23 protein-coding genes are annotated in these 18,238 nt (G+C 69.6%); 12 read left to right on the forward strand and 11 right to left on the reverse strand.

The features are described 5' to 3' along the window. The 3 genes from QM641_RS11305 to QM641_RS11315 form a co-directional block, all read left to right on the forward strand. Window positions 1-410 (forward strand): YaeQ family protein (locus QM641_RS11305; RefSeq protein WP_415116511.1); only part of this gene is annotated, 410 nt, incomplete at its 5' end. Between the two features lie 171 nt (window positions 411-581). Then, entirely contained in the window at window positions 582-1,070 is a 489-nt protein-coding gene (locus QM641_RS11310; protein ID WP_415116513.1) for a DUF6326 family protein, read from the forward strand. A gap of 18 nt (window positions 1,071-1,088) precedes the next feature. Beyond that, window positions 1,089-1,904, forward strand: a complete 816-nt coding sequence (locus tag QM641_RS11315) for a hypothetical protein (RefSeq protein WP_415116515.1) — start codon at window positions 1,089-1,091, stop codon at window positions 1,902-1,904. 127 nt (window positions 1,905-2,031) lie between these two features. Here QM641_RS11315 and QM641_RS11320 read toward each other — a convergent pair whose 3' ends face one another. Together QM641_RS11320 and QM641_RS11325 are read right to left on the reverse strand one after the other, a co-directional pair. Further along, window positions 2,032-2,397, reverse strand: coding sequence for a DUF86 domain-containing protein (locus QM641_RS11320; RefSeq protein WP_415116517.1), 366 nt, complete (start codon window positions 2,395-2,397; stop codon window positions 2,032-2,034). After that, complete coding sequence (locus QM641_RS11325; protein ID WP_415116519.1) at window positions 2,397-2,840, reverse strand: helix-turn-helix domain-containing protein; 444 nt, start codon at window positions 2,838-2,840, stop codon at window positions 2,397-2,399. The genes QM641_RS11320 and QM641_RS11325 overlap by 1 nt, the downstream gene beginning before the upstream one ends. 175 nt (window positions 2,841-3,015) lie before the next feature. On the opposite strand from QM641_RS11325, the gene QM641_RS11330 reads away from it, so the two are divergent. The 4 genes from QM641_RS11330 to QM641_RS11345 are packed head-to-tail and all read left to right on the forward strand — an operon-like array spanning window position 3,016 to window position 9,650. Further along, window positions 3,016-4,467, forward strand: a complete 1,452-nt coding sequence (locus QM641_RS11330) for a DUF3375 domain-containing protein (RefSeq protein ID WP_415116521.1) — start codon at window positions 3,016-3,018, stop codon at window positions 4,465-4,467. Then, on the forward strand, window positions 4,464-5,153 hold the full coding sequence (locus QM641_RS11335) for a DUF4194 domain-containing protein (RefSeq protein WP_415116523.1): 690 nt from the start codon (window positions 4,464-4,466) through the stop codon (window positions 5,151-5,153). The genes QM641_RS11330 and QM641_RS11335 overlap by 4 nt, the downstream gene beginning before the upstream one ends. Next, entirely contained in the window at window positions 5,128-8,523 is a 3,396-nt protein-coding gene (locus tag QM641_RS11340; protein WP_415116525.1) for an ATP-binding protein, read from the forward strand. Before QM641_RS11335 ends, QM641_RS11340 begins: the two co-directional genes overlap by 26 nt. Further along, window positions 8,520-9,650, forward strand: a complete 1,131-nt coding sequence (locus tag QM641_RS11345) for a Wadjet anti-phage system protein JetD domain-containing protein (RefSeq protein WP_415116527.1) — start codon at window positions 8,520-8,522, stop codon at window positions 9,648-9,650. Before QM641_RS11340 ends, QM641_RS11345 begins: the two co-directional genes overlap by 4 nt. A 50-nt stretch (window positions 9,651-9,700) precedes the next feature. On the opposite strand, the gene QM641_RS11350 is transcribed toward QM641_RS11345, so the two are convergent. The 4 genes from QM641_RS11350 to QM641_RS11365 are packed head-to-tail and all read right to left on the reverse strand — an operon-like array spanning window position 9,701 to window position 12,496. Then, window positions 9,701-10,066, reverse strand: a complete 366-nt coding sequence (locus QM641_RS11350) for a type II toxin-antitoxin system VapC family toxin (protein ID WP_415116529.1) — start codon at window positions 10,064-10,066, stop codon at window positions 9,701-9,703. After that, complete coding sequence (locus QM641_RS11355; RefSeq protein ID WP_415116531.1) at window positions 10,063-10,308, reverse strand: AbrB/MazE/SpoVT family DNA-binding domain-containing protein; 246 nt, start codon at window positions 10,306-10,308, stop codon at window positions 10,063-10,065. Before QM641_RS11355 ends, QM641_RS11350 begins: the two co-directional genes overlap by 4 nt. A 35-nt stretch (window positions 10,309-10,343) precedes the next feature. Further along, window positions 10,344-11,258 carry a hydroxymethylglutaryl-CoA lyase gene (locus QM641_RS11360; RefSeq protein ID WP_415116533.1) on the reverse strand — a complete coding sequence of 305 codons (915 nt, stop codon included), beginning with the start codon at window positions 11,256-11,258 and terminating at the stop codon, window positions 10,344-10,346. Next, entirely contained in the window at window positions 11,255-12,496 is a 1,242-nt protein-coding gene (locus tag QM641_RS11365) for a CaiB/BaiF CoA transferase family protein (RefSeq protein WP_415116534.1), read from the reverse strand. The genes QM641_RS11360 and QM641_RS11365 overlap by 4 nt, the downstream gene beginning before the upstream one ends. 123 nt (window positions 12,497-12,619) lie before the next feature. Between QM641_RS11365 and QM641_RS11370 the strand changes: the two genes are divergently transcribed. From QM641_RS11370 to QM641_RS11385, 4 genes are all read left to right on the forward strand, one after another. Further along, on the forward strand, window positions 12,620-12,748 hold the full coding sequence (locus QM641_RS11370; RefSeq protein WP_415116555.1) for an addiction module protein: 129 nt from the start codon (window positions 12,620-12,622) through the stop codon (window positions 12,746-12,748). 97 nt (window positions 12,749-12,845) lie between these two features. After that, window positions 12,846-13,544: a methyltransferase domain-containing protein gene (locus QM641_RS11375; RefSeq protein WP_415116536.1), complete on the forward strand. Its 699-nt coding sequence runs from the start codon at window positions 12,846-12,848 to the stop codon at window positions 13,542-13,544. A 51-nt stretch (window positions 13,545-13,595) separates the two neighbouring features. Further along, complete coding sequence (locus QM641_RS11380; RefSeq protein WP_415116538.1) at window positions 13,596-13,826, forward strand: hypothetical protein; 231 nt, start codon at window positions 13,596-13,598, stop codon at window positions 13,824-13,826. Beyond that, a complete protein-coding gene (locus QM641_RS11385; RefSeq protein WP_415116540.1) occupies window positions 13,816-14,133 on the forward strand; it encodes a type II toxin-antitoxin system PemK/MazF family toxin in 318 nt (105 codons plus the stop codon). Before QM641_RS11380 ends, QM641_RS11385 begins: the two co-directional genes overlap by 11 nt. A gap of 100 nt (window positions 14,134-14,233) precedes the next feature. On the opposite strand, the gene QM641_RS11390 is transcribed toward QM641_RS11385, so the two are convergent. The 5 genes from QM641_RS11390 to QM641_RS11410 all read right to left on the reverse strand — a co-directional run bounded on the left by QM641_RS11390 (window position 14,234) and on the right by QM641_RS11410 (window position 16,509). Beyond that, the gene (locus QM641_RS11390) at window positions 14,234-14,722 is read right to left on the reverse strand and encodes an MFS transporter (RefSeq protein ID WP_415116543.1); all 489 of its coding nucleotides are present in this window, start codon (window positions 14,720-14,722) and stop codon (window positions 14,234-14,236) included. A 58-nt stretch (window positions 14,723-14,780) separates the two neighbouring features. Further along, window positions 14,781-15,215, reverse strand: coding sequence for a PIN domain-containing protein (locus tag QM641_RS11395; protein WP_415116545.1), 435 nt, complete (start codon window positions 15,213-15,215; stop codon window positions 14,781-14,783). Between the two features lie 123 nt (window positions 15,216-15,338). Continuing rightward, window positions 15,339-15,737, reverse strand: coding sequence for a type II toxin-antitoxin system VapC family toxin (locus QM641_RS11400; protein ID WP_415116547.1), 399 nt, complete (start codon window positions 15,735-15,737; stop codon window positions 15,339-15,341). Continuing rightward, window positions 15,725-15,982, reverse strand: coding sequence for a type II toxin-antitoxin system Phd/YefM family antitoxin (locus QM641_RS11405; RefSeq protein ID WP_415116549.1), 258 nt, complete (start codon window positions 15,980-15,982; stop codon window positions 15,725-15,727). Before QM641_RS11405 ends, QM641_RS11400 begins: the two co-directional genes overlap by 13 nt. A gap of 50 nt (window positions 15,983-16,032) precedes the next feature. Further along, entirely contained in the window at window positions 16,033-16,509 is a 477-nt protein-coding gene (locus tag QM641_RS11410; protein ID WP_415116551.1) for a hypothetical protein, read from the reverse strand. Between the two features lie 415 nt (window positions 16,510-16,924). On the opposite strand from QM641_RS11410, the gene thrS reads away from it, so the two are divergent. Then, a complete protein-coding gene (thrS, locus tag QM641_RS11415) occupies window positions 16,925-18,133 on the forward strand; it encodes a threonine--tRNA ligase (protein ID WP_415116553.1) in 1,209 nt (402 codons plus the stop codon). The last annotated feature ends 105 nt before the right edge of the window (window positions 18,134-18,238 follow it).

Below are 18,238 nucleotides of genomic sequence, written 5' to 3' on the forward strand. Positions count from 1 at the left end.
TGCTCGCCTACTGCCTCGAGTTCGCCGAGGGCATCGCGTTCACGGAGGGGATCGCAGCGACGGACGAGCCCGCCGTGCTCGTCCGCGACCTCACCGGCGCGATCACGACCTGGATCGAAGTGGGTGCGCCGGATGCCGCGCGTCTTCACACGGGAAGCCTGCAGACCCAGCGGGTCGCCGTCTACACGCACCGCGACCCCGCGAAGGTCGCCGCCACGTGGACGGGCAAGCGCATCCACCGTGCCGATGAGATCCGGCTGTACAGCTTCGATCCCGGGTTCGTCGATGCGGCCGCCGGCGTGCTGGAGCGACGCACGTCGATGACGCTGTCGGTGATCGAGCACCGCCTCTACCTCGACATCAGCGGAACCGTGCTCGAATCCGACGTGCACGAGACGCCGCTGGCGTGACCACCGGCTGCGATGGGCGGATCGGTGCGAGCCAGGATTCGTACTTTCGGCTGATCGGATTCAGGCCGCCAGGCCGATGAGGCGCGCCTTCAGAGCGGGAATCCTCGAGTGATGGTGACCGCCACCACAATGCGGAACGCCGTCCGACACCACACTCGAAGGAAGAAGCCGATGACCATCCGAACGATCACCCCGAGCCCGGCTGTGCACGCCTCGATCCCTGTGCAGTCGAAGCTCGCCGCCGCATGGACCAGCTTCATGCTTCTCTACATCTACGTCGACGTGCTCAACTTCTACAAGCCGGGCGTTGTCGACGGCATCCTGAACGGCCGCGTGTGGCAGTTCAATGTCAGTGCGACGCTGCTCACGGTCATGCTCACGTCCGTGGCCATACCCGCAGTCATGGTGACGCTCTCCATGGCCCTGCCCGCCCGGGCTAACCGCGTCACGAACCTCGTCGTCGCGGCGCTTCTCGTTCCGTACTCGATCTTCAACGCGACGGGGGAGAGCGGGGAATGGGTCGGCTTCTACGCTCTCTCGATCGGAGTCGAGTTGCTGCTCCTGGCGTTCATCCTGCGTTCCGCGTGGACGTGGCGCGGAAACTCGGCTGGCGCGGTTGCTGTCGCGGAGAGCGATCTTCGACTGGGCACCCGGCAGTAGCGCGCGGGGGAGGGCGAGATGTCGCTGACGGTGGTCGATGGCCGCGCGCGATGGGGAGACATCGTGCCGGGCTTGGGCGTCGCTGCCCTTGCCGTCGCGGTGATGACAGTTCCGCCGGTTGTGGCGGAGTGGACGTCCGGTGGTCGAGTCTCCGTGTCTGGACTGGCGGAGTCCGTCTCGATCGGATTCGAGCAGTGGATGCTGTCGGGCACCGCCTCGCCGGGTTCCGTGCTGACGGATGCAACGGTGTTCTGGGCGGTCTTCCACATCGCCAAGGCACTGCTGGCGATCGCGCTGCTGTGTGCGTTGATCGCCGTCGGACGGCGAATCTGGTCGCGTGCTGTCCAGGCGCAGGGCAGGCTCGCGCGTCGGACGTGGGTCACCGTCGGGGTGCTGGGAGCGTGGTTGCCCGTTCTGACACTGCTTGTCGCGGTCGCAAACGTCCAGGGATCGATCGCGCCACTCTCGTCCGTCCTGAGCTTCCTTCCCATCGAGACCACGCCCGCGATCGAGCAGGTTCGGGCCGAGCTCGCGACGGGAGCCTATGGCTCCGTCACCACTGCCCTGGTCGAGGACTTTCGGATGTACCACGTCGTCTTGGTCGGGTTGCTCCTTGTCGCGATCACGGGTGTGCTTGCCACCATCGTGCTGATGGTGATTCGACGCGCGCGGCTACCCGAGCATCATTGGATGCTCCGCCGAGTACTTTCCTCCGGCGCGGTCGCCTTGACTCTGCTGACCGCAGCACTTGGTCTGCTGCTGCTCGCCAATCTGTCCACGGTCGCGGACACCGCCACAGCGCTCGCCGGTTTCTTCAACGATGGCGGGTCGTAGTCCTCCGAGATTTGCTGAACGGGTGGGTCGGCTTCTCTGACCCGGTGGCCATCGATCTGCCCACGGGGTGCTCGACATCGGCGGCACCGCGCTCGAATCCGACATCAGTGAGACGCCGCTGGCGTGACTACTGGTCGCCTGCGAGCCCCGGAATCACGACGTCCGACAGATATCGGCGAAGTGCCGGGACATCCCGAACGAGGGTCCGCCACACGCGATGTGGGTCGAGGTCGTCGTACTGGTGCGCGGCGAAGTTGCGCATGTCGATGATCTGCCGCCAGGGCTGGTCGGGAAACTGCTCCCGCACCGCTGCGGGAATCTTGCCGACCGCCTCACCGATACGAATGAGCCCCATCTCCGCAGCCCACTGTGCGCGCACATCTGCCAGGAACGCGTGCTCGCCGGCATCCACGATTCCGGCGATCACCTCGCACACGATGAGCACGCGGGTTGCGGCATCGAGTGCCTTCTGGGGCGAGGGATCGGGCGGCATCACAGTGGAACGGCCTCTCGCAGGATGCGGTCTCGGATCTCGCCCCGCAACGCATCCGAAGCCACGACATCGACGTTGACCCGCAGCAGATCAGCCAGGACGAGGCGGAGGCCGATCTCATCGAGCAGGGTGGCTTCGGGTGTGAAGTCGACGAGCAGGTCGACATCGGATGCCGGTGCGTCCTCGCCACGTGCGACCGAGCCGAACAGCCGTGGATCACGGGCGTGGTGGGCGGCGATCAGACGCCGGATCTCGTCGCGGTGGCGCTCCACGCGCTCGGATGGCCGCCCGGACAGTGCTCCGCGGATACGATCGAGCACTGCCGGGCTGGGCTCGCGTCGCCCGTTCTCGTACGCCGAGAGGTTGGGCTGTGAGACGCGGGCCGCGCGCGCGAGCTCCGACTGACTCATGCTCGCCGCCTCGCGCTCCGCCCGGATGTCCATACCGTCACTGTATCCCGCGGGTTATCGCGAGCGATATAGGAAGCCAATGGATGCGCACCGCCACCCGAGCACGCGGCGTTGCCGACCACGGCTGGAGCCCCCGAGCCGATGTAGGAACCAGGTCTCAACGTCCGCGAGTGCGCCGGATGTCCGCGGTGTGCCCGACAATGGACGGGTGCCCGCCGTCGCCCAGGTTCTGCAGCTTTCCCAGCTGGTCGAGCGCGATGCTGCCTGGCGACTCCTGCGAGCTGATAACGCCGCGGTGATCGCGGGCCTGCTCGGGGTGCACCTGGGCGGTGACGATCGGCGGCTCGACGCCGAAGAGCTCTACGAGCGTCTCGACACCGACCTGGAGCGGCTTCGCGCGCAGGGTCTTTCCTTCCCGCTGAGCGCCAAGGGCTACTGCGCGCAATGGCGTGCCGCCGGCTTCCTCGTCCGCCGCCCGTCGAGTGACGCCCGCGGTGAGACGCTGGAGCTCTCACCCGACGCGATCGCGGCGATCCGGTTCGTGCAGGGGCGCGCTGAGCCGCGATCGAGTGCCACCGAGTCGCGCCTGTCGAGCCTCGCCGCGCAGGTGCGCCAGCTCGCGATCGACTCCGACCCCGATGCGGCGGCACGCATCGCGCTGCTCGAGGAGGAGGTGCAGCGCCTGGAAAGCCGCATCGAGGCGCTGCGCTCGGGCGATGACCCGGCCCTCGACCACGACCGCGCCCTTGAGCGCACGCGCGACCTGCTCGCGCAGGCGTCGGACGTCCCCGACGACTTCGCCCGCGTGCGGGCCGAGTTCGAGGCACTCAACGCGTCGTTGCGCGCGAAGATCATCGAGTCGGATGCCTCGCAGTCCACGGTCGTCGACGAGGTCTTCCGCGGCATCGACCACATCTCCGAATCGGATGCCGGACGCAGCTTCGCCGCGTTCGCACAGCTCGTGCTCGACCCGGCCCTCGGCGCCGCGTTCGAGTCGGACATCCGTCGTGTGCTCGACCGCCCCTTCGCCCGCGACCTCTCGGCCGCGGAGCGCCGCACGCTGCGGCTGTTCCTCACGACGCTGAAGGAGCGCAGCGCCGAGGTGCACGATGTCGTCACGATGTTCGCTCGCGCGCTGCGGCGCTACGTGCAGTCGCAGGACTACCAGCGCGACCGCGTCATGCGCGGGCTTCTGCGCGAGGCGCAGCACGCCGGGGTCACCGCCGCCCCGCACATTCGGCCGTGGCATCCGATCGGTCTGTCGCTCGACCTCTCCGCGGTACCCCTCGCGAGTGTGGGCGCCGTCGATCTCCATGACCCGGCTGAGCTCGCGGCGACCGACGACATCCCCGAGCACGAGACCGCCGTCGCGAGTCTCGAAGAGCTGCGCGCGCTCGCCCGCGAGACCGAGATCGACTTCGACGAGCTCACGCGCAACGTGAACGAGGTGCTCGCCGAGCTGCGCACGTGCACGGTCGCCGACGTCCTGGTCCGGCACCCCGCGACGCAGGGCGTCGGCAGCGTCGTCGGTCTGCTCTCGCTCGCGGCGGATCAGGGGACCGTCGACGACGAGCCGGAGGTGCTCTCGTGGGAGGGCTCGGACGGTGTCCCGCGCGCAGCCGTCATCGCCGCGCATCGATTCACGGGGGTGGTGCTATGACGGAGCTTCGAGCCGAGTCCGAGCTCGAGCGCGACGAGGACGAGCCGCGGGAGACCGGGTTGTGGCCGGGCGACACGGGAACGCTTCCCGACCGCACCCGGCGGGTGCTGCTCCGCCTCATCCGCGGGCCCTATCTCGCCGGTGCTCGTGAGGGCCAGCTGTGGGGCGTGCTGCTGAGCGACGAAGCGATCATCCGGTCGCGCCTTGCCGACCTGTTCCTCGACCTCGTGATCGATCGCGACCACGAGGTGGCGTTCGTGCGCAACGCGCCGTCTGAATCCGCGCCACGCGCCGTCCGGACGGAAGCGCTGACCTTCCTCGACACCGCGATGCTGCTCGTCCTGCGCCAGACGCTGCTCAGCGAGGAGGGCACCGGCCGCGTCATCGTGGGCCAGACGGAGGTCTTCGAGCAGCTCGCGGTCTTCCGCACCCCCGACCGCGACGAGAAGGACTTCGCCAGTCGCCTCAGCTCGTCGTGGCACAAGATGCAGAACAAGCTGCGCGTGCTGCACGCCGTCGGCGACGACCGCGCCGAGATCTCACCCGTGCTGCGGCTCATCGTCGACGCCGATCAGGTGCGGGGCATCACCGCGGAGTACCAACGGCTGGCGGCACAGGGCGGCAAGGAGCCGCACGACTTCGCGGAGGGGGTGACGAGCGATGACCATGCTGACCTTCCCGGATGAACAGACGGATGCCGACCCGGAACACCCCGGTCAGTGGCGCCTCGCACACGTCGAGCTCGTCAACTGGGGCACGTTCTCGGGACGCGTGACCGTCGAGATCGCCCGTGTCGGGCACCTCTTCACCGGCGCCTCGGGGTCTGGCAAGTCGTCGCTGCTCGATGCCATAGCGACCGTGCTGACTCCCGACAAGTGGCTGCGGCTGAATGCCGCAGCGCAGGACGGCTCCGCGCGCCAGAGCGACCGCACCACCATGAGTTACGTGCGTGGCGCGTGGACGAAAGAGGCCGATCAGTCCGCCGATCGGGCCGTGACGACCTACCTGCGACCGCGTGCGACGTGGAGCGGCATCCTGCTGCGCTATGAGAACCTGCGCGACGAGCCGGTGACGCTCGCGCGCGTCTTTCACGCCCCCGGCACGCGCACCGAGACCGCTGCGCTCAAAGACGCGCGCCTCTTCCTGCGCGGCGAGCTGAGCCTCATCGACCTCAAGCCGCATGTCGAGGGCGGCATCGACGCGCGGCGCATGACGGCTGCGCTGCCGGACGCGCTCATCACGACCAGCGGCAAGCACGGACGCTTCCACGAGCGCGTCGTGCGCCAGTTCGGCTTCCGCAGCGACGCGACCCTGCAGCTGCTGCACAAGACGCAGTCCGCCAAGAACCTCGGCACGCTCGACGCGCTGTTCCGCGGCTTCATGCTCGACTCCCCGGGCACGTTCGGGCGCGCCGACAACGCGGTCGAGCAGTTCACCGAGCTCGACCGTGCCCACGCGCACGTGGCCGACCTGCGGCGTCAGGTCGAGGCGTTGCGCGCCGTGGATGCCGCGACCATCGCGTTCGACGACGCGTCGGCGGCCGAGGCCGCAGCAGCGGGCCTGCACGACGCGGTCGAACCGTACACGGTGGCGCTCAAGCGGCGCCTCGCCGTCGAAGCGCTCGCCCCGGCACGTGCCGGGCTGGCGCGAACCCAGGCGCGTCTGCACGACGCCGAGACCGCCCGAGAACTGGCGGCCGAGTCCCTGGAGACAGCGCGTGCGCGCGTGCGCGACGAGGGCGGTGCCCGCGTCGAGCTGCTGCAGCAGCAGCTGAACGGCGCCGAGAAGGAGGAGCGCGCGGTCACTGCCCGGCGGGCCGACCTCGTGAGCGAGCTGGACAGTGTCGGCGCTCCCGCACCGACCAACGCCGCCGAGTTCGCAGAGCTGCTCGCCACCGCGATGGAGGAGTCCGAGCGTACGATCGGTGCGATCCCGTACGGGATCCAGGATGCTGCGGCCACCGCGCGCAAGGACCTCGCGGCGCTCGACGGCCGGCTCCGTGCGCTGCGCGAGCACCGCAGCAACCTTCCGCCGAGGCTGCTCGAGGTGCGGTGCCAGCTCGCCGAGTCGGTCGGCGTCTCACCGTCGGCGTTGCCCTTCGCGGGAGAGCTCATCTCGGTCGATGCTGCGCACTCCGCGTGGCGCGGTGCGATCGAGCGTGTGCTCGCGCCGCTCGCGATGACACTGCTGGTGCACGACGAGCAGCTCGCCGCCGTCCGACGCGCCGCTGAGAGCCGTCATCTCGGCGTGCGGCTCGTGATCGAGGCGATTCCGCACTCGGTCGAAGAGCCGCGCCGCCCGAGGGACGCACGCTCGCTCGTTCATCGACTGGTCGTCGCCGAGAAGGCCGAGCACGCCACGGCTGCCTGGCTGCGACGCAAGCTCGCCACCGAGTACGACTACGCGTGCGTCGACCACGTCGACGAGTTCGACGACGTCGAGCGCGGCCTCACGATCGGCGGCCTCGTCAAGCGCACCGCGCGCCGCTACGAGAAGGACGACCGCAGCGAGGTGACCGACGCGACCCGGTTCATGCTCGGCGGCGACACCTCGGAGCGTCTGGAGGCGCTGCTCGCCCAGCGACGGTCGGCCGAGGCGGCCTTGAAAGCGGCATCCGAAGACCTGATGCGGGCGAACACCGAGCGCGATGCCGCGCTCGCGCGCCGCACGGTCTTCGGCCGCGTCGCGCGATTCACCTGGAGCGAGCTCGACACCGACGCGGCCGCCGCGATCACCGCGGCCCGCCGCGCCGAATTGCACGCACTCACCTCGGCATCGTCCATCCTGCGCGACGCGCAGGCCGCGCTGGAGCGCGCGACCGCACACCTGAATGACACCGAGGCCGAGCGTTCCGCGGCCCAGCGCGCGGTGGGAGTCGCGGAAGAGGAGCTCGCTCGCGTCCAGCGCACTGTCGAGGAACTGGAGGCGGCGGCGGTCGACGAGCCCGCGGCATCCGTCATCGAGACACTGGACGCGCGCTTCCGCACCGAACGACGCTCGATCTCGCTCGACACGGTCGATGCTGTGGCGCGTGCCGTGCAGGCGAGGATCTCCCACGAGAAGGATGCCGCGGCCATCCGGGTGCGCGATGCCGAGGCCACGTTCGCGGGGCGCGCGGCGCAGTTCCGGTCGAACTGGCCCGCGGCCGCCGCGGACCTCACCGTCGACATCGGCGACCGCTACGGCTATCGGGCCCTGCTCGAGGGCATCGTCGCGCGGGGGCTGCCGGAGAAGGAGGGAGAGTTCCGTCGGCTGCTGCGCGAACGCTCGCGCGATGTCGTCGCCCATCTCCTGAGCGACCTGCGCGACGCGCCGGGGCTGATCCGCGAGCGGATCCTCCCCGTCAATGCGTCCCTCGGGCGCTCGCCGTTCGAGGGCACCGACCGCTTCCTGGAGATCGACGTCAAGACGACCCGCTCCGGCGAGGTCGAGGACTTTCTTGCCGACCTGCGCCGCATCGTGGAGGGCAATTGGGCCGACGAGTCGGCTGCCGGTGCCGAGCAGCGCTTCGCCGTGCTCAAGCGTGTCATCGGTCGCCTCGGCTCGAAGGACCGCGTCGATCTCGACTGGCGCACACGGGTGCTCGACACCCGCCTGCACGTGAGCTTCCTCGGTCGGGAGAAGAATCGCGCGGGCGCCGTGATGCGCGTGTACGACTCGGCGGAGGGGCTCTCGGGCGGTCAGCGACAGAAGCTCGTCATCTTCTGTCTCGCCGCCGCCCTGCGCTATCAGCTGACGGAGGAGGAGGACGATGTGCCGCGCTTCGGCTCGATCGTGCTCGACGAGGCCTTCGACAAGGCGGACAGCCGGTACACGCGCAACGCGATGGACGTCTTCCGCACCTTCGGCTTCCACATGATCCTCGCCACGCCTCAGAAGCTCCTGCAGACGCTGGAGCCCTACGTCGGGGCGATCACGTCGGTGTCGAACCCGGAGCACCGCGCGTCGCGGCTCGCGAACGTCGTGTTCACCGAGGTCGTGGACGACGGTCGGGCTCCGGACCAGGGTCGGCGCGTGGCGCATGCCGATCCGGCGGTCACCGAGGCGCGGGGATGACGACGCCGGTCACGGTCGATACGCTGCGCGCCCGCGCCAGACGCATGGTGGAGCGAGACGGACGCGCATGGGCTGCGGCCGGCGATGATTCGGCCGTGCTGGACGTGCCGCTGCATCCGCCGACCGAGCAGCAGGCTCTTGCCGATCTCGATGCGGCGCGTGCGTGGGTGGAGTCGTGGCGGCAGGCCGACCGTTCCCCCGGCCTCGCCGTCAACTGGGTTCGCCGCGACTGGTCCCGGGTGGGATCGCAGGAGGTGCCCGTGCGCGTCGTCGTGCGTGGACCCGAGCGGATCGCGCGGGTGGCCGGCCTACGGGAGGAGTGGACGGTGCTGAGCGAGCGGCTCGGCATCCTTCGCGCGCTCGGAGGGGAGGCGGATGCCGTGACGGTGGCTCTGCGGATGCACGCGCGAACGATTGTGCAGCTCGACGCGCCCGACTTCGAGCGGTTGGTAAGCGTGCTCGGGTGGCTGCGCGAGAACCCGTCGTCGGGCCGCCGCGTCCGGGAGCTGCCGATCCGAGGCATCCACACGAAGTGGATCGAGGCGCGACGGGGGCTCGTCGAGACGCTTCACCGCGCGTTCACGGGGGCGATAGGACTCGGACTCCACGAGAACGACCCGCTCGTCCGCGTTCGGTTCCTCGACGCGGCGCTCGCGCCCGGTGGTCTGACGGACATCTCGGCACCCGTCTCCGATCTCGCCCGGCTCACCGTACGGCCCACGCGGGTCTTCGTCTTCGAGAACCTCGCGACGGTCCTCGCGATGCCGCCGGTGCCGGGAGCCGTCGTGCTCGACGGTGGCGGTCAGCGAGTCGAGCTCGTGACGCGGCTGCCCTGGGTGAAGGAGGTGACCTACTGGGGCGATCTCGACTCGCACGGCTTCGCGATCCTCCACCGCCTGCGTAGCCATGACCTCGCCGTGACCTCTGTGCTCATGGACGCCGCGACGCTCATGGCGCACCGCGACCTGTGGGGCGCCGACGACGCACCCAATGTCGGGGTGCTGCCGTCGTTGACCGCGGACGAGCAGGCGACGCTGCGGCTGCTGGGCTCCGAGGGGAACGTACGTCTGGAGCAGGAGCGCATCCCCTGGGAGTACGCGTTGCCCAGGCTCGGGGTGCAGAAGTGATGAATCGCAGCGGAGCTGCGGTGTTGTCGAGCCCTGGGGATCGTCTCTTGTCAGCGGATCTGACGGATGCGCCCTGCATCGCCCCACGCGCTGTCGGCGGTGAGCACGTCGAGGTCGAGACGGTCGCCGAGGACGATGCACAGGCGGTCTCCGAGTGACAGGCCCGATCCCGCGCGCCACAGCGCGGCGGCGCGCTCGCCATCCTCACGCGTGACGCTTTCGACCGAGAGGGAGTAGCTGTCGAGCAGTGCACGCACGATCGGCCATGACGCCCCGCCGGAACTCACCTTCTGCGCGACCTCGGCGTAGTTCGCCGCGCCGATCGTGGCGCCGCCTTCGAGCGCATCCTCTACTTGGTCTGCCCCTGGCTCCGCCTGCAGGAACGCGAGGAGGGCGGAGGCGTCGAGCACAATCACGCGGCATCCTCACGGTCGGCCGTGGCCCTGCGCTCGGCGAGGAGTTCGCCGACGAGGTCCGCGTCGCCCAGCTGCGCTCGAATCAGCGCACGCGCCTGCTCTCGCGTTGTGATGACGACGCCGCCCGGGGCGTCGACGAGAAGAAGCGGCGTGCCCTGATCCCACCGTTGGTGCGCCCGCAGTGCCGCGGGCACGACGATGCGGCCCCGATCTCCCAACGTGACGTTGTAGGTGGTACTCATGAGTCAAGTGTGCCACTTAGACGTGCGGGATGGTACTAGTCGCGGAGGACCCACTCGAAGGCCTCGGCGTGGCTGCGGGCGCCGGCGCGTGCCCGCGATCGGTTCGGTTCGCCCAGGGCAGTGGTGATCTCCTCGCCGAGTCGCACGAGCGCGCCGAACCGTTCGGGGTCGAGCCAGGCCGGCCGGAGGCCGAAGACGAGGTCCTCCGTCGCGGTGTTGCCGGACGCGCCCGGTGCGAACGGGCATCCGCCGAGCCCGCCGAGCGCGCCGTCGAGGACTGTCGCTCCCGCGTCGACCGCGGCGGCGGCGTTCGCGACGCCGAGCCCCCACGTGTCGTGCCCATGGAAGACGATGCCGAGCCCAGGGCGTCGCTCGGCGGCGAGGCGGACACGCCGGCCCACCTCGGCGGGGTGCGCCTGACCGAGCGTGTCGGCGATGACGACGTCGACCGCGCCATCGGTGCGCGGATCGTCGAGGATGCCGGCGAGACGCTCGAACGGCACGGTGCCCTCGAACGGACACGTGAACGACGTCGCGATGCACAGCTGCACCCTCCCGCCGACAGCCGCCGCCGCGGCGATCGCGTCGGGCATGGCCGCGAGCGAGGACTCGGTGTCGCGGCCGATGTTGGCGCGGTTGTGACTGTCGGATGCCGAGAAGCAGTACTGGAAGTTGCGCGCACCGGCCCCGGCAGCACGCTCGATGTGCCTCGGCGTGGCCGTCCAGATCCACGCGCGCTCCCGCTCCTGCGGGGTGAGCGCTGCGATGACGTCCAGTGTGTCGGCCATCGTCGGGACGAGGTCGGGCCGCGCCATCGAGCCGACCTCGATGTGCTCCACGCCCAGCGCGAACAGCTCGCGGACGAGCTCGACCTTGCGCGGGGTGGGAAGGCTCTTGCCGGCCAGCTGGAGCCCGTCGCGGAGCGTGACGTCGCGGTACTGCACGCTCATCCGACCGTCTCCTCGTATGCCGCGATGCGCTCGTCGCTCCAGCCGAGCTCACGGAGGATCTCACGGGTGTGCGCGCCGAGGTCGGGGCCCAGTGCGCGGATGGGCAGCGAGCGTCCTCCGATGACGGGGACGATGCCGGGGAAGCCGACGTCCGTCCGCAGCCGCTCACCGTCGTGCACATCGAACCGCTGGATCATGCCCCGCGCGGCATATTGCTCGTCGGCGACGACGTCCTCGGCCGTGTAGATGGGACCGCACGGCACGCCCGCGGCATCCAGCTCGGCGAGAGCCTGCGCGCTCGCGCGGCTCGCGGCCCACTGCCCGATCGCCTCGTCGAGCAGGTCCCGCGCCGCCCACCTGCCCTCGTTGGACTGCAGCTCGGGGTCGGCGGCGAGATCCTCTCGGCCGATGAGCCGCATGTACCGCTGGAAGATCGCGTCGCCGTTGCCCGCGATGACGATGCTCTTGCCGTCGGCGCACAGGTACGCGTTCGACGGTGCGATGCCCTCCATCCGGCCGCCGGTGCGCTCCCGGCGCACCCCGTAGGCGTCCCACTCCGGCACGAGCGACTCGGTGACCGACAGCATGGCCTCGTTCAGGGCGACGTCGATCGCGCGTCGGTCCAACGGGGGTCGGTCTCCCGGGTGACGCTGCCGCTCCAGCAGCGACATCACGACGCCGAAGGCCGTGTAGATCCCCGCGATGGTGTCGCCGATCGACACCCCGGTGCGGCTCGGTGCACGGCCGGCCTCACCGACGAGCTCGCGGAATCCGCCGTACGCCTCCGCGACGGCGGCGAATCCCGGCCGGCCCGCGAGCGGTCCGGTCTGGCCGAACGCGGAGATGCGCGCGAGGACCAGTTCGGGGTTCAGCGCCTCGAGGGTCGCGGCATCCAGACCCCACTTCTCCAGGGTTCCGGGCCGGAAGTTCTCCAGCAGCACGTCGGAGCGGCGGACGAGGTCGCGGACGATCTCGCGCCCCTCGTCGCTGCGGAGGTCGAGGACGAGGGAGCGCTTGCCGCGGTTGAGAGTGCGGTAGAGCATCGACGTGTCGCCGGCGTGCAGGCGCCAGCGGCGCGTCTCGTCACCGGTGCGCGGTCGCTCGACCTTGATCACATCGGCGCCGAAGTCGGCGAGGAGTCTTCCCGCGGTGGGTCCGGCGATGTAGTTGCCGAGTTCGAGCACGCGGATGCCGCGGAGCGGGAGGCTGTCGGCGGGCACGGTGTCGATCTCGCTCACGCGTTTCAGTATGACCCCGATCGTGAGCCGGAGTCATACCGCGGCCGGCCACCGAAGCACCCGGTCTCTCCTCGACCGCGACTGACGATCCGAGAACAAGAGTCGGACGGGCCCTCCTCGGTCATCGACGCCGCCTGGCAGGCGGAGTTCCGTCGGCGCATCGACGACATCGAGAGTGGGCGGATACAGCTGGTCGACGGGCGTGAGACCTTGCGCATCGCTCGTGGACGTATCGCAGAGCGGCGCGCCTGACTGGGCGCATCGGATTGACGACTGGGCGGAGCGGCCGCACCGATCCACGTGGAAGGTCTACATGAGGACGGCTCGGCCCGGCCGCTAGGGTGTCGACATGCAGCGACCGACGTGGTTCTTGGACGAGACGCACTCGCTGGGACGGGAGAACACCGACCCGGAGCACGTGGCCCACTACGACGAGAAGGAGGATGCCGGAGCGGCGGACGAGATCGCGATGCTCCGGCGGATGCTGCCGTCGAAGGCCTCGGAGGTCGTCGATCTGGGCGCCGGCACGGGGCAGTTCGCGCTGCTCGCGGCGGAGCAGTGGGAGAGCGTGACGGCCGTGGACCCCTCGCCGGTCATGCTCGACCTGCTCCGTCGGAAGGCGAGAGCGGCGGGTTCGTCGCTACGCATCGTGGAGGCCGGGTACCTCACGTACGAGCGCCCGGCGGCGTCGGTCGACCTGGTCTACTCCCGCTATGCGCTGCACCACCTTCCCGACTTCTGGAAGGCGCTGGCCCTCGCGCGCATCCGCGAGATGCTGCGGCCCGGCGGCATCCTGCGCCTGTGGGACGTCGTCTACCACTTCCCGCTCGACGAGGCGATCGAGCGCATCGAGCACTGGTGCGCGACCGGCTACTCGGCCGAGGAGGGCGGCTGGACCCGAGCAGACCTCGAGGAGCATGTCAGGGACGAGCACTCCACCTTCACCTGGCTCCTCGAACCGATGCTGGTGGAGGCCCGCTTTGCCATCGACGATGCCGTCTATGACGACGACGGGATCTTCGCCAAGTACCTCCTCCGCGCCGTCTGAGCACGGATCCGACCATCGAATCGACATACGATCCGTACTACAATACGTAACATGGGCACGCTGACGATTCGCACGGATCCGGACGTCGACCGAGCGCTCGCCGCGCTCACGGCCGATGGGCAGTCGAAGTCCGAAGCGGTGCGTACCGCGATCTTGGAGACCGAGCGCAGCCGGCGGCGCGCCCTCATGCGGGCCGAGGCGGAGGCCCTGCGCAACGACCCCGACGACGTCGCGGAGTCCAAGCGGCTCGCGGCGCAGATGGAGCAGCTCGGTGCGTGGTGACGTCTACCGGTTGAAGGCTCCCCGGGATGCCCAGGGCCATGAGCAGTCCGGACCGCGGTACGCGGTGGTCGTGCAGTCCGACGACCTTCCGCTGTCCACCTGGATCGTCGCGCCGACATCCACCGGCCGCCGCCCGGCATCCTTCCGTCCGGAGATCGAGATCGACGGCGTGAGCACCCGCGTTCTCATCGAGCAGATGACCGCCGTCGATCCCGAACGACGTCTCGGCGAGTTCGCGGGCCGGCTCAGCAGCGCCGAGCTCGCGGCCGTCGATCATGCTCTGCGCGGGGTCCTGGCGCTCGACTAGGGGCAGCGACCGGAAGGGTCTCCCTCACCGTCGGCCGACTGCCCGTAGGCGTCCAGGTACAGTGCGGCGACCCGGAGCCGTGGCAATCGGTGGTCGTCTGTCAGACCAGCTTCTTCGACTCGGTGGTCGGCGCCCAGGCCCAGGTGACGAGCGCACCCAGGGCCAAGACCGCGGCGAGCCCGTACATCGAGACCGAGACCCCCCACGTTTCGAGGCTGACCGGCAGGACAAAGGTGCCGACCGCCGACGCGATGCGGCTGGTCGCGTTCAGCAGGCCCACTCCGCTACCTCGCAAGTGCGTCGGGAACAATTCCGGTGGGTAGACCTGGGTGATATTCGATGCCGCAGACATCACGAACGAATAGATCACGAACGGGATCAGCATCAGCCACGGCGACGCGTTCGCCAGGACTCCCAGGAGCACGAGCATGACGGTCATGATGATGAACGTCCAGAACGTGAATGCCTTCCGCGGGAACTTCGCGATCGCCCACAGGGTGGGCAGGAACCGCGCCAGGAACGCCAGCGCCTCCACCTCCAGGAGCGCCACCAGGATCCAGACGCTGCGCCTGAGGCCGGCTGACGCCACGACGTGCGAGAACAGGTCACGCCCAAGACCGCGGCGGTCAAGCCTAACGGGCGTCGGGTCAGTCCGCGGTGCCGCGCGGCACGATCCACCGGGACCGGAACGCGGGTTCGACCGCGGCGACGTGGTCGAAGTCGGCGTCGTAGTGCACGACGATCACCGGTCTTGCAGGATTCGAGTGGTGCAGGGCAGTTGCGGCGATCTGAAGATCACTGACGCCGACAGCCCGACTGGTTCCGGCTGCGAAGAGCGCGGCCTGGATGCGCAGAGCCAGTTCGACGATCTCGGGATGTGGAGCGAGGAGCACCTTCGCGCGCAGCTCTAGGTCGACCAGGCGCCCATGGTCTTCCGCTGAGCGCGCCGAGTAGCCTGCCTCGAGCAGCGTCGGAAGGCACGTCGCGATGTCGCCGGTCTCGCACAGGCGATGCCAGGCCTCGCGGACCGGCGGCTTGGCCAGCCGCTGGATCACCGAGTTGTCGACGAGGAACAGCGTCACCGCTGAGCCGACTCGATCACCTCGGGGTCGGCGAGGTCAGCGCCGGCGCCAGAGGTGACGAACTCGAGGTAGTTGTCGAGTTCGAGACGACGGACCATTCCTTCGAGTGCGGTTACTGTCCTGTCACGGCGCGGCGAGGAGGCTGACGCCGGGCAGGTCGCCGAAGCGCGCCTTGACGTCGAGGGACACGACCCGGCGGCCCGTCTGCCGCGCATGAGCGGCGATGATGAGGTCGTGGGCGCTGCGGGGCCTGCCGATTCGCCGCACGTGGTCCAGCAGTGCAGCGTGCTCCGCTGCCGTCGCTCTCGTGTAGGGCAGCACCTCGATGGTCGCCTCCACGTCCTCGACGAACTGCCTGCGCGCGTGCCGTCGGCCTGCTTCGGCAGCGAGGATGCCGTGGCGCAGTTCCGCGAGTGTGATCGCCGCAATCGCGAGATCATCGGACTCGGAGACTTCAGCGATGATCGCCCCGCCGCGGTCGAGCTGGATCAGCGCGTTGGTATCGAGGATCAGCTGCGCCACGGGTCCGCCACGTTCGTGGTGAGGAGATGACTGGCGCCGGTGGCGTCGGCGGCGAAGTCCTCGTCGAGCGGCGTGCGTCCGGCACGGCGAGCGAGGAACATACCCACGGTGCGGTCGGTCACCGGTACGATCCGGGCGATCGCCTTGCCGTCGCGCACGATGGTGTACTCCTCGCCGTCATGCTCAACGCTATCGAGCAGGGAGGAGAACCCACGCGATGCCTCTCGTGCGGAAACAGTGGTCACAACGCTCATGGTACTCGGTGTCAGACGCGTCAGACAGGGATGCGGAGTAGTCATCCGATCATGTAGACGGCGCCGCGGCCCTCTGCCGCAAGGCCAGACGCGAACGCCTGCGCGCGGCGCAGGTACGGCACCACATAGCTGTCGGTGTCGGAGCCGGCATCCGCGTCTTCGATGGCCCAGAGATCGCGTGCGATGGCCGGCATCTCGTCGGGATGGAGTGCGCGGACCCACGGAATCCATCCGTACCCCTGCATCGTCACTCGCCCCTCGAACATCCGGTAGCTGGGCCGCGCGCCGCCGGGGAGGTGGGGGCCGGTGAGGTACTGCAGCTCCTGCCAGGCCTTGTCGAGGTAGAGCATGTCGCGTGCGGGCACCGTCTGTTCGAACGTGGCCACGCTCACCGCGGCACCGGGTTCGAGGCCCCACGCATCGGCAAGCGGGTCGTCGGAGAGGATGCTGCGGGGGTCAACGAGTGCCTGCTCGGTCAGCTCGTGGTCGAAGGCGTATGCGTAATAACGGATTCCCATGCTCCGAGTGTCCTCGGACGCACCGGTCCGTGGGCCGCGAATGTGATATCCGTGGACAGTCGGCGCACATTCGCCTTCTGTGGAGGAGACGCCGTCATCACCCGCGCCCGCGACCCTTGTTCGGTTGCCCTGGACGTACGCCCGGAGCCGGATTCTGTGTACATCCAGGGCAAGTGAACCGGCGGGGCAAAGCGCCGCCTGCGGGCGTGCCGGCGGGGCGAAGCTCCACCTGCTGGTCAGGCCGCGGTCGGGTACCATCGGGGCATGCGAATGCGCCAGGTCACGACGACGCCGGATCTCTTCCGGCGTGCCCTGTAGCGCTTCGCGCGAACCACGAGCCCCGGGAGATTCCCCGGGGCTTCGTCGTGATGCGGGAATCTCTCGACGGCTTTCACCCCGAAGTCAGGAGAATCCCATGAACGCCATCGACCACGACCACCGCGTGCTCGGCCGCAGGCTCGAGCTGTTCGACACCGCACCGCTCATCGGCGCCGGCCTGCCGATGTGGCTGCCCGACGGCGCCGTCATCCGCGCCGAGATCGAACGGTTCGCGGCGGAGCAGGTCGCGGCATCCGGATGCCGCCGCGTCTACACCCCGGTGCTCGCCAAGCGCGAGCTGTTCGAGCGCAGCGGGCACTGGCACAAGTTCAGCGACGACATGTTCCCGCCGATGAGGGTCGGCGGCGAGGAGCTCGTGCTGCGCCCGGCGAACTGTCCGGCTCACACCCAGGTGTATGCGTCCCGCTCCCGCAGTTGGCGGGAGCTGCCGGTGCGCCTCGCCGAGGCGGGCACCATGTTCCGCAGCGAGCTGTCCGGAGTGCTCGGCGGGCTCAGCCGGGTCCGCCAGATCAGCCTCGACGACGCCCACGCCTTCTGCCGCGAGGACCAGGTCGTGGATGAGGTCGTACTCGCACTCGGCGCCATCGACCACGTATATGCCGTGCTGGGAATAGATGTCGACTACTTCCGGCTGTCGGTGCGCGGCGCGGGCGGCTCCTACGACGGAGACGACGAGGCGTGGGATGCCGCCGAGCACGAACTGCGCACCGCGCTGGAGCGCGCCGGCCTGCCGTTCCGGCGCGTCGAGGGAGAGGCCGCGTTCTACGGACCGAAGATCGACGTCCAGGTGATCGACGCCGGCGGCCGCGAAGAGACCCTCTCCACCGTGCAGGTCGACCGCGTGCAGCCGGAGCGGTTTGGGCTGTCGTACATCGGCGGGGACGGCGCCAAGCACCGGCCGGTCATGGTGCATCGCGGCCTCCTCAGCTCGGTCGAGCGGCTCGTCGCCCTCCTCATCGAGCGGTATGAGGGGCGCTTCCCGACCTGGCTCGCGCCCACTCAGGTGGACGTCCTGCCGGTTTCCGAGGCGCAGCTGGGCGCGGCGGCCGAGGTCTTGGCGGCGTGCGAAGAAGCCGGCATCCGTGCCCGCCTGCGGGACCGGGGGACTCTGGGCGCCCGCATCCGGCAGGCGCACGAGGACCGGTCGGCGTACGTCGCAGTGATCGGCCCGGCCGAGGCGGATGCCGGCACCGTCGCGATCGGGAACGTACAGCTCGCCGTCGCCGACGCCGTGGCCGCGATCAGTGCGGAGATCGCCGCCCGCTCGCTGGTGCGGGCGCTCTGATCCGCCGTACGAAGTTCGGAGAGTTGCGCGCGATACTCCGAAGTTGCGGGGCCGGCCCGGCGGGGCCCGGCGGGGCCCGGCGGGGCCGGGCCGGGCCGGGCCGGC

Origin of the sequence: Microbacterium sp. (assembly GCF_047605725.1) — a bacterium.
Lineage (GTDB): Bacteria > Actinomycetota > Actinomycetes > Actinomycetales > Microbacteriaceae > Microbacterium.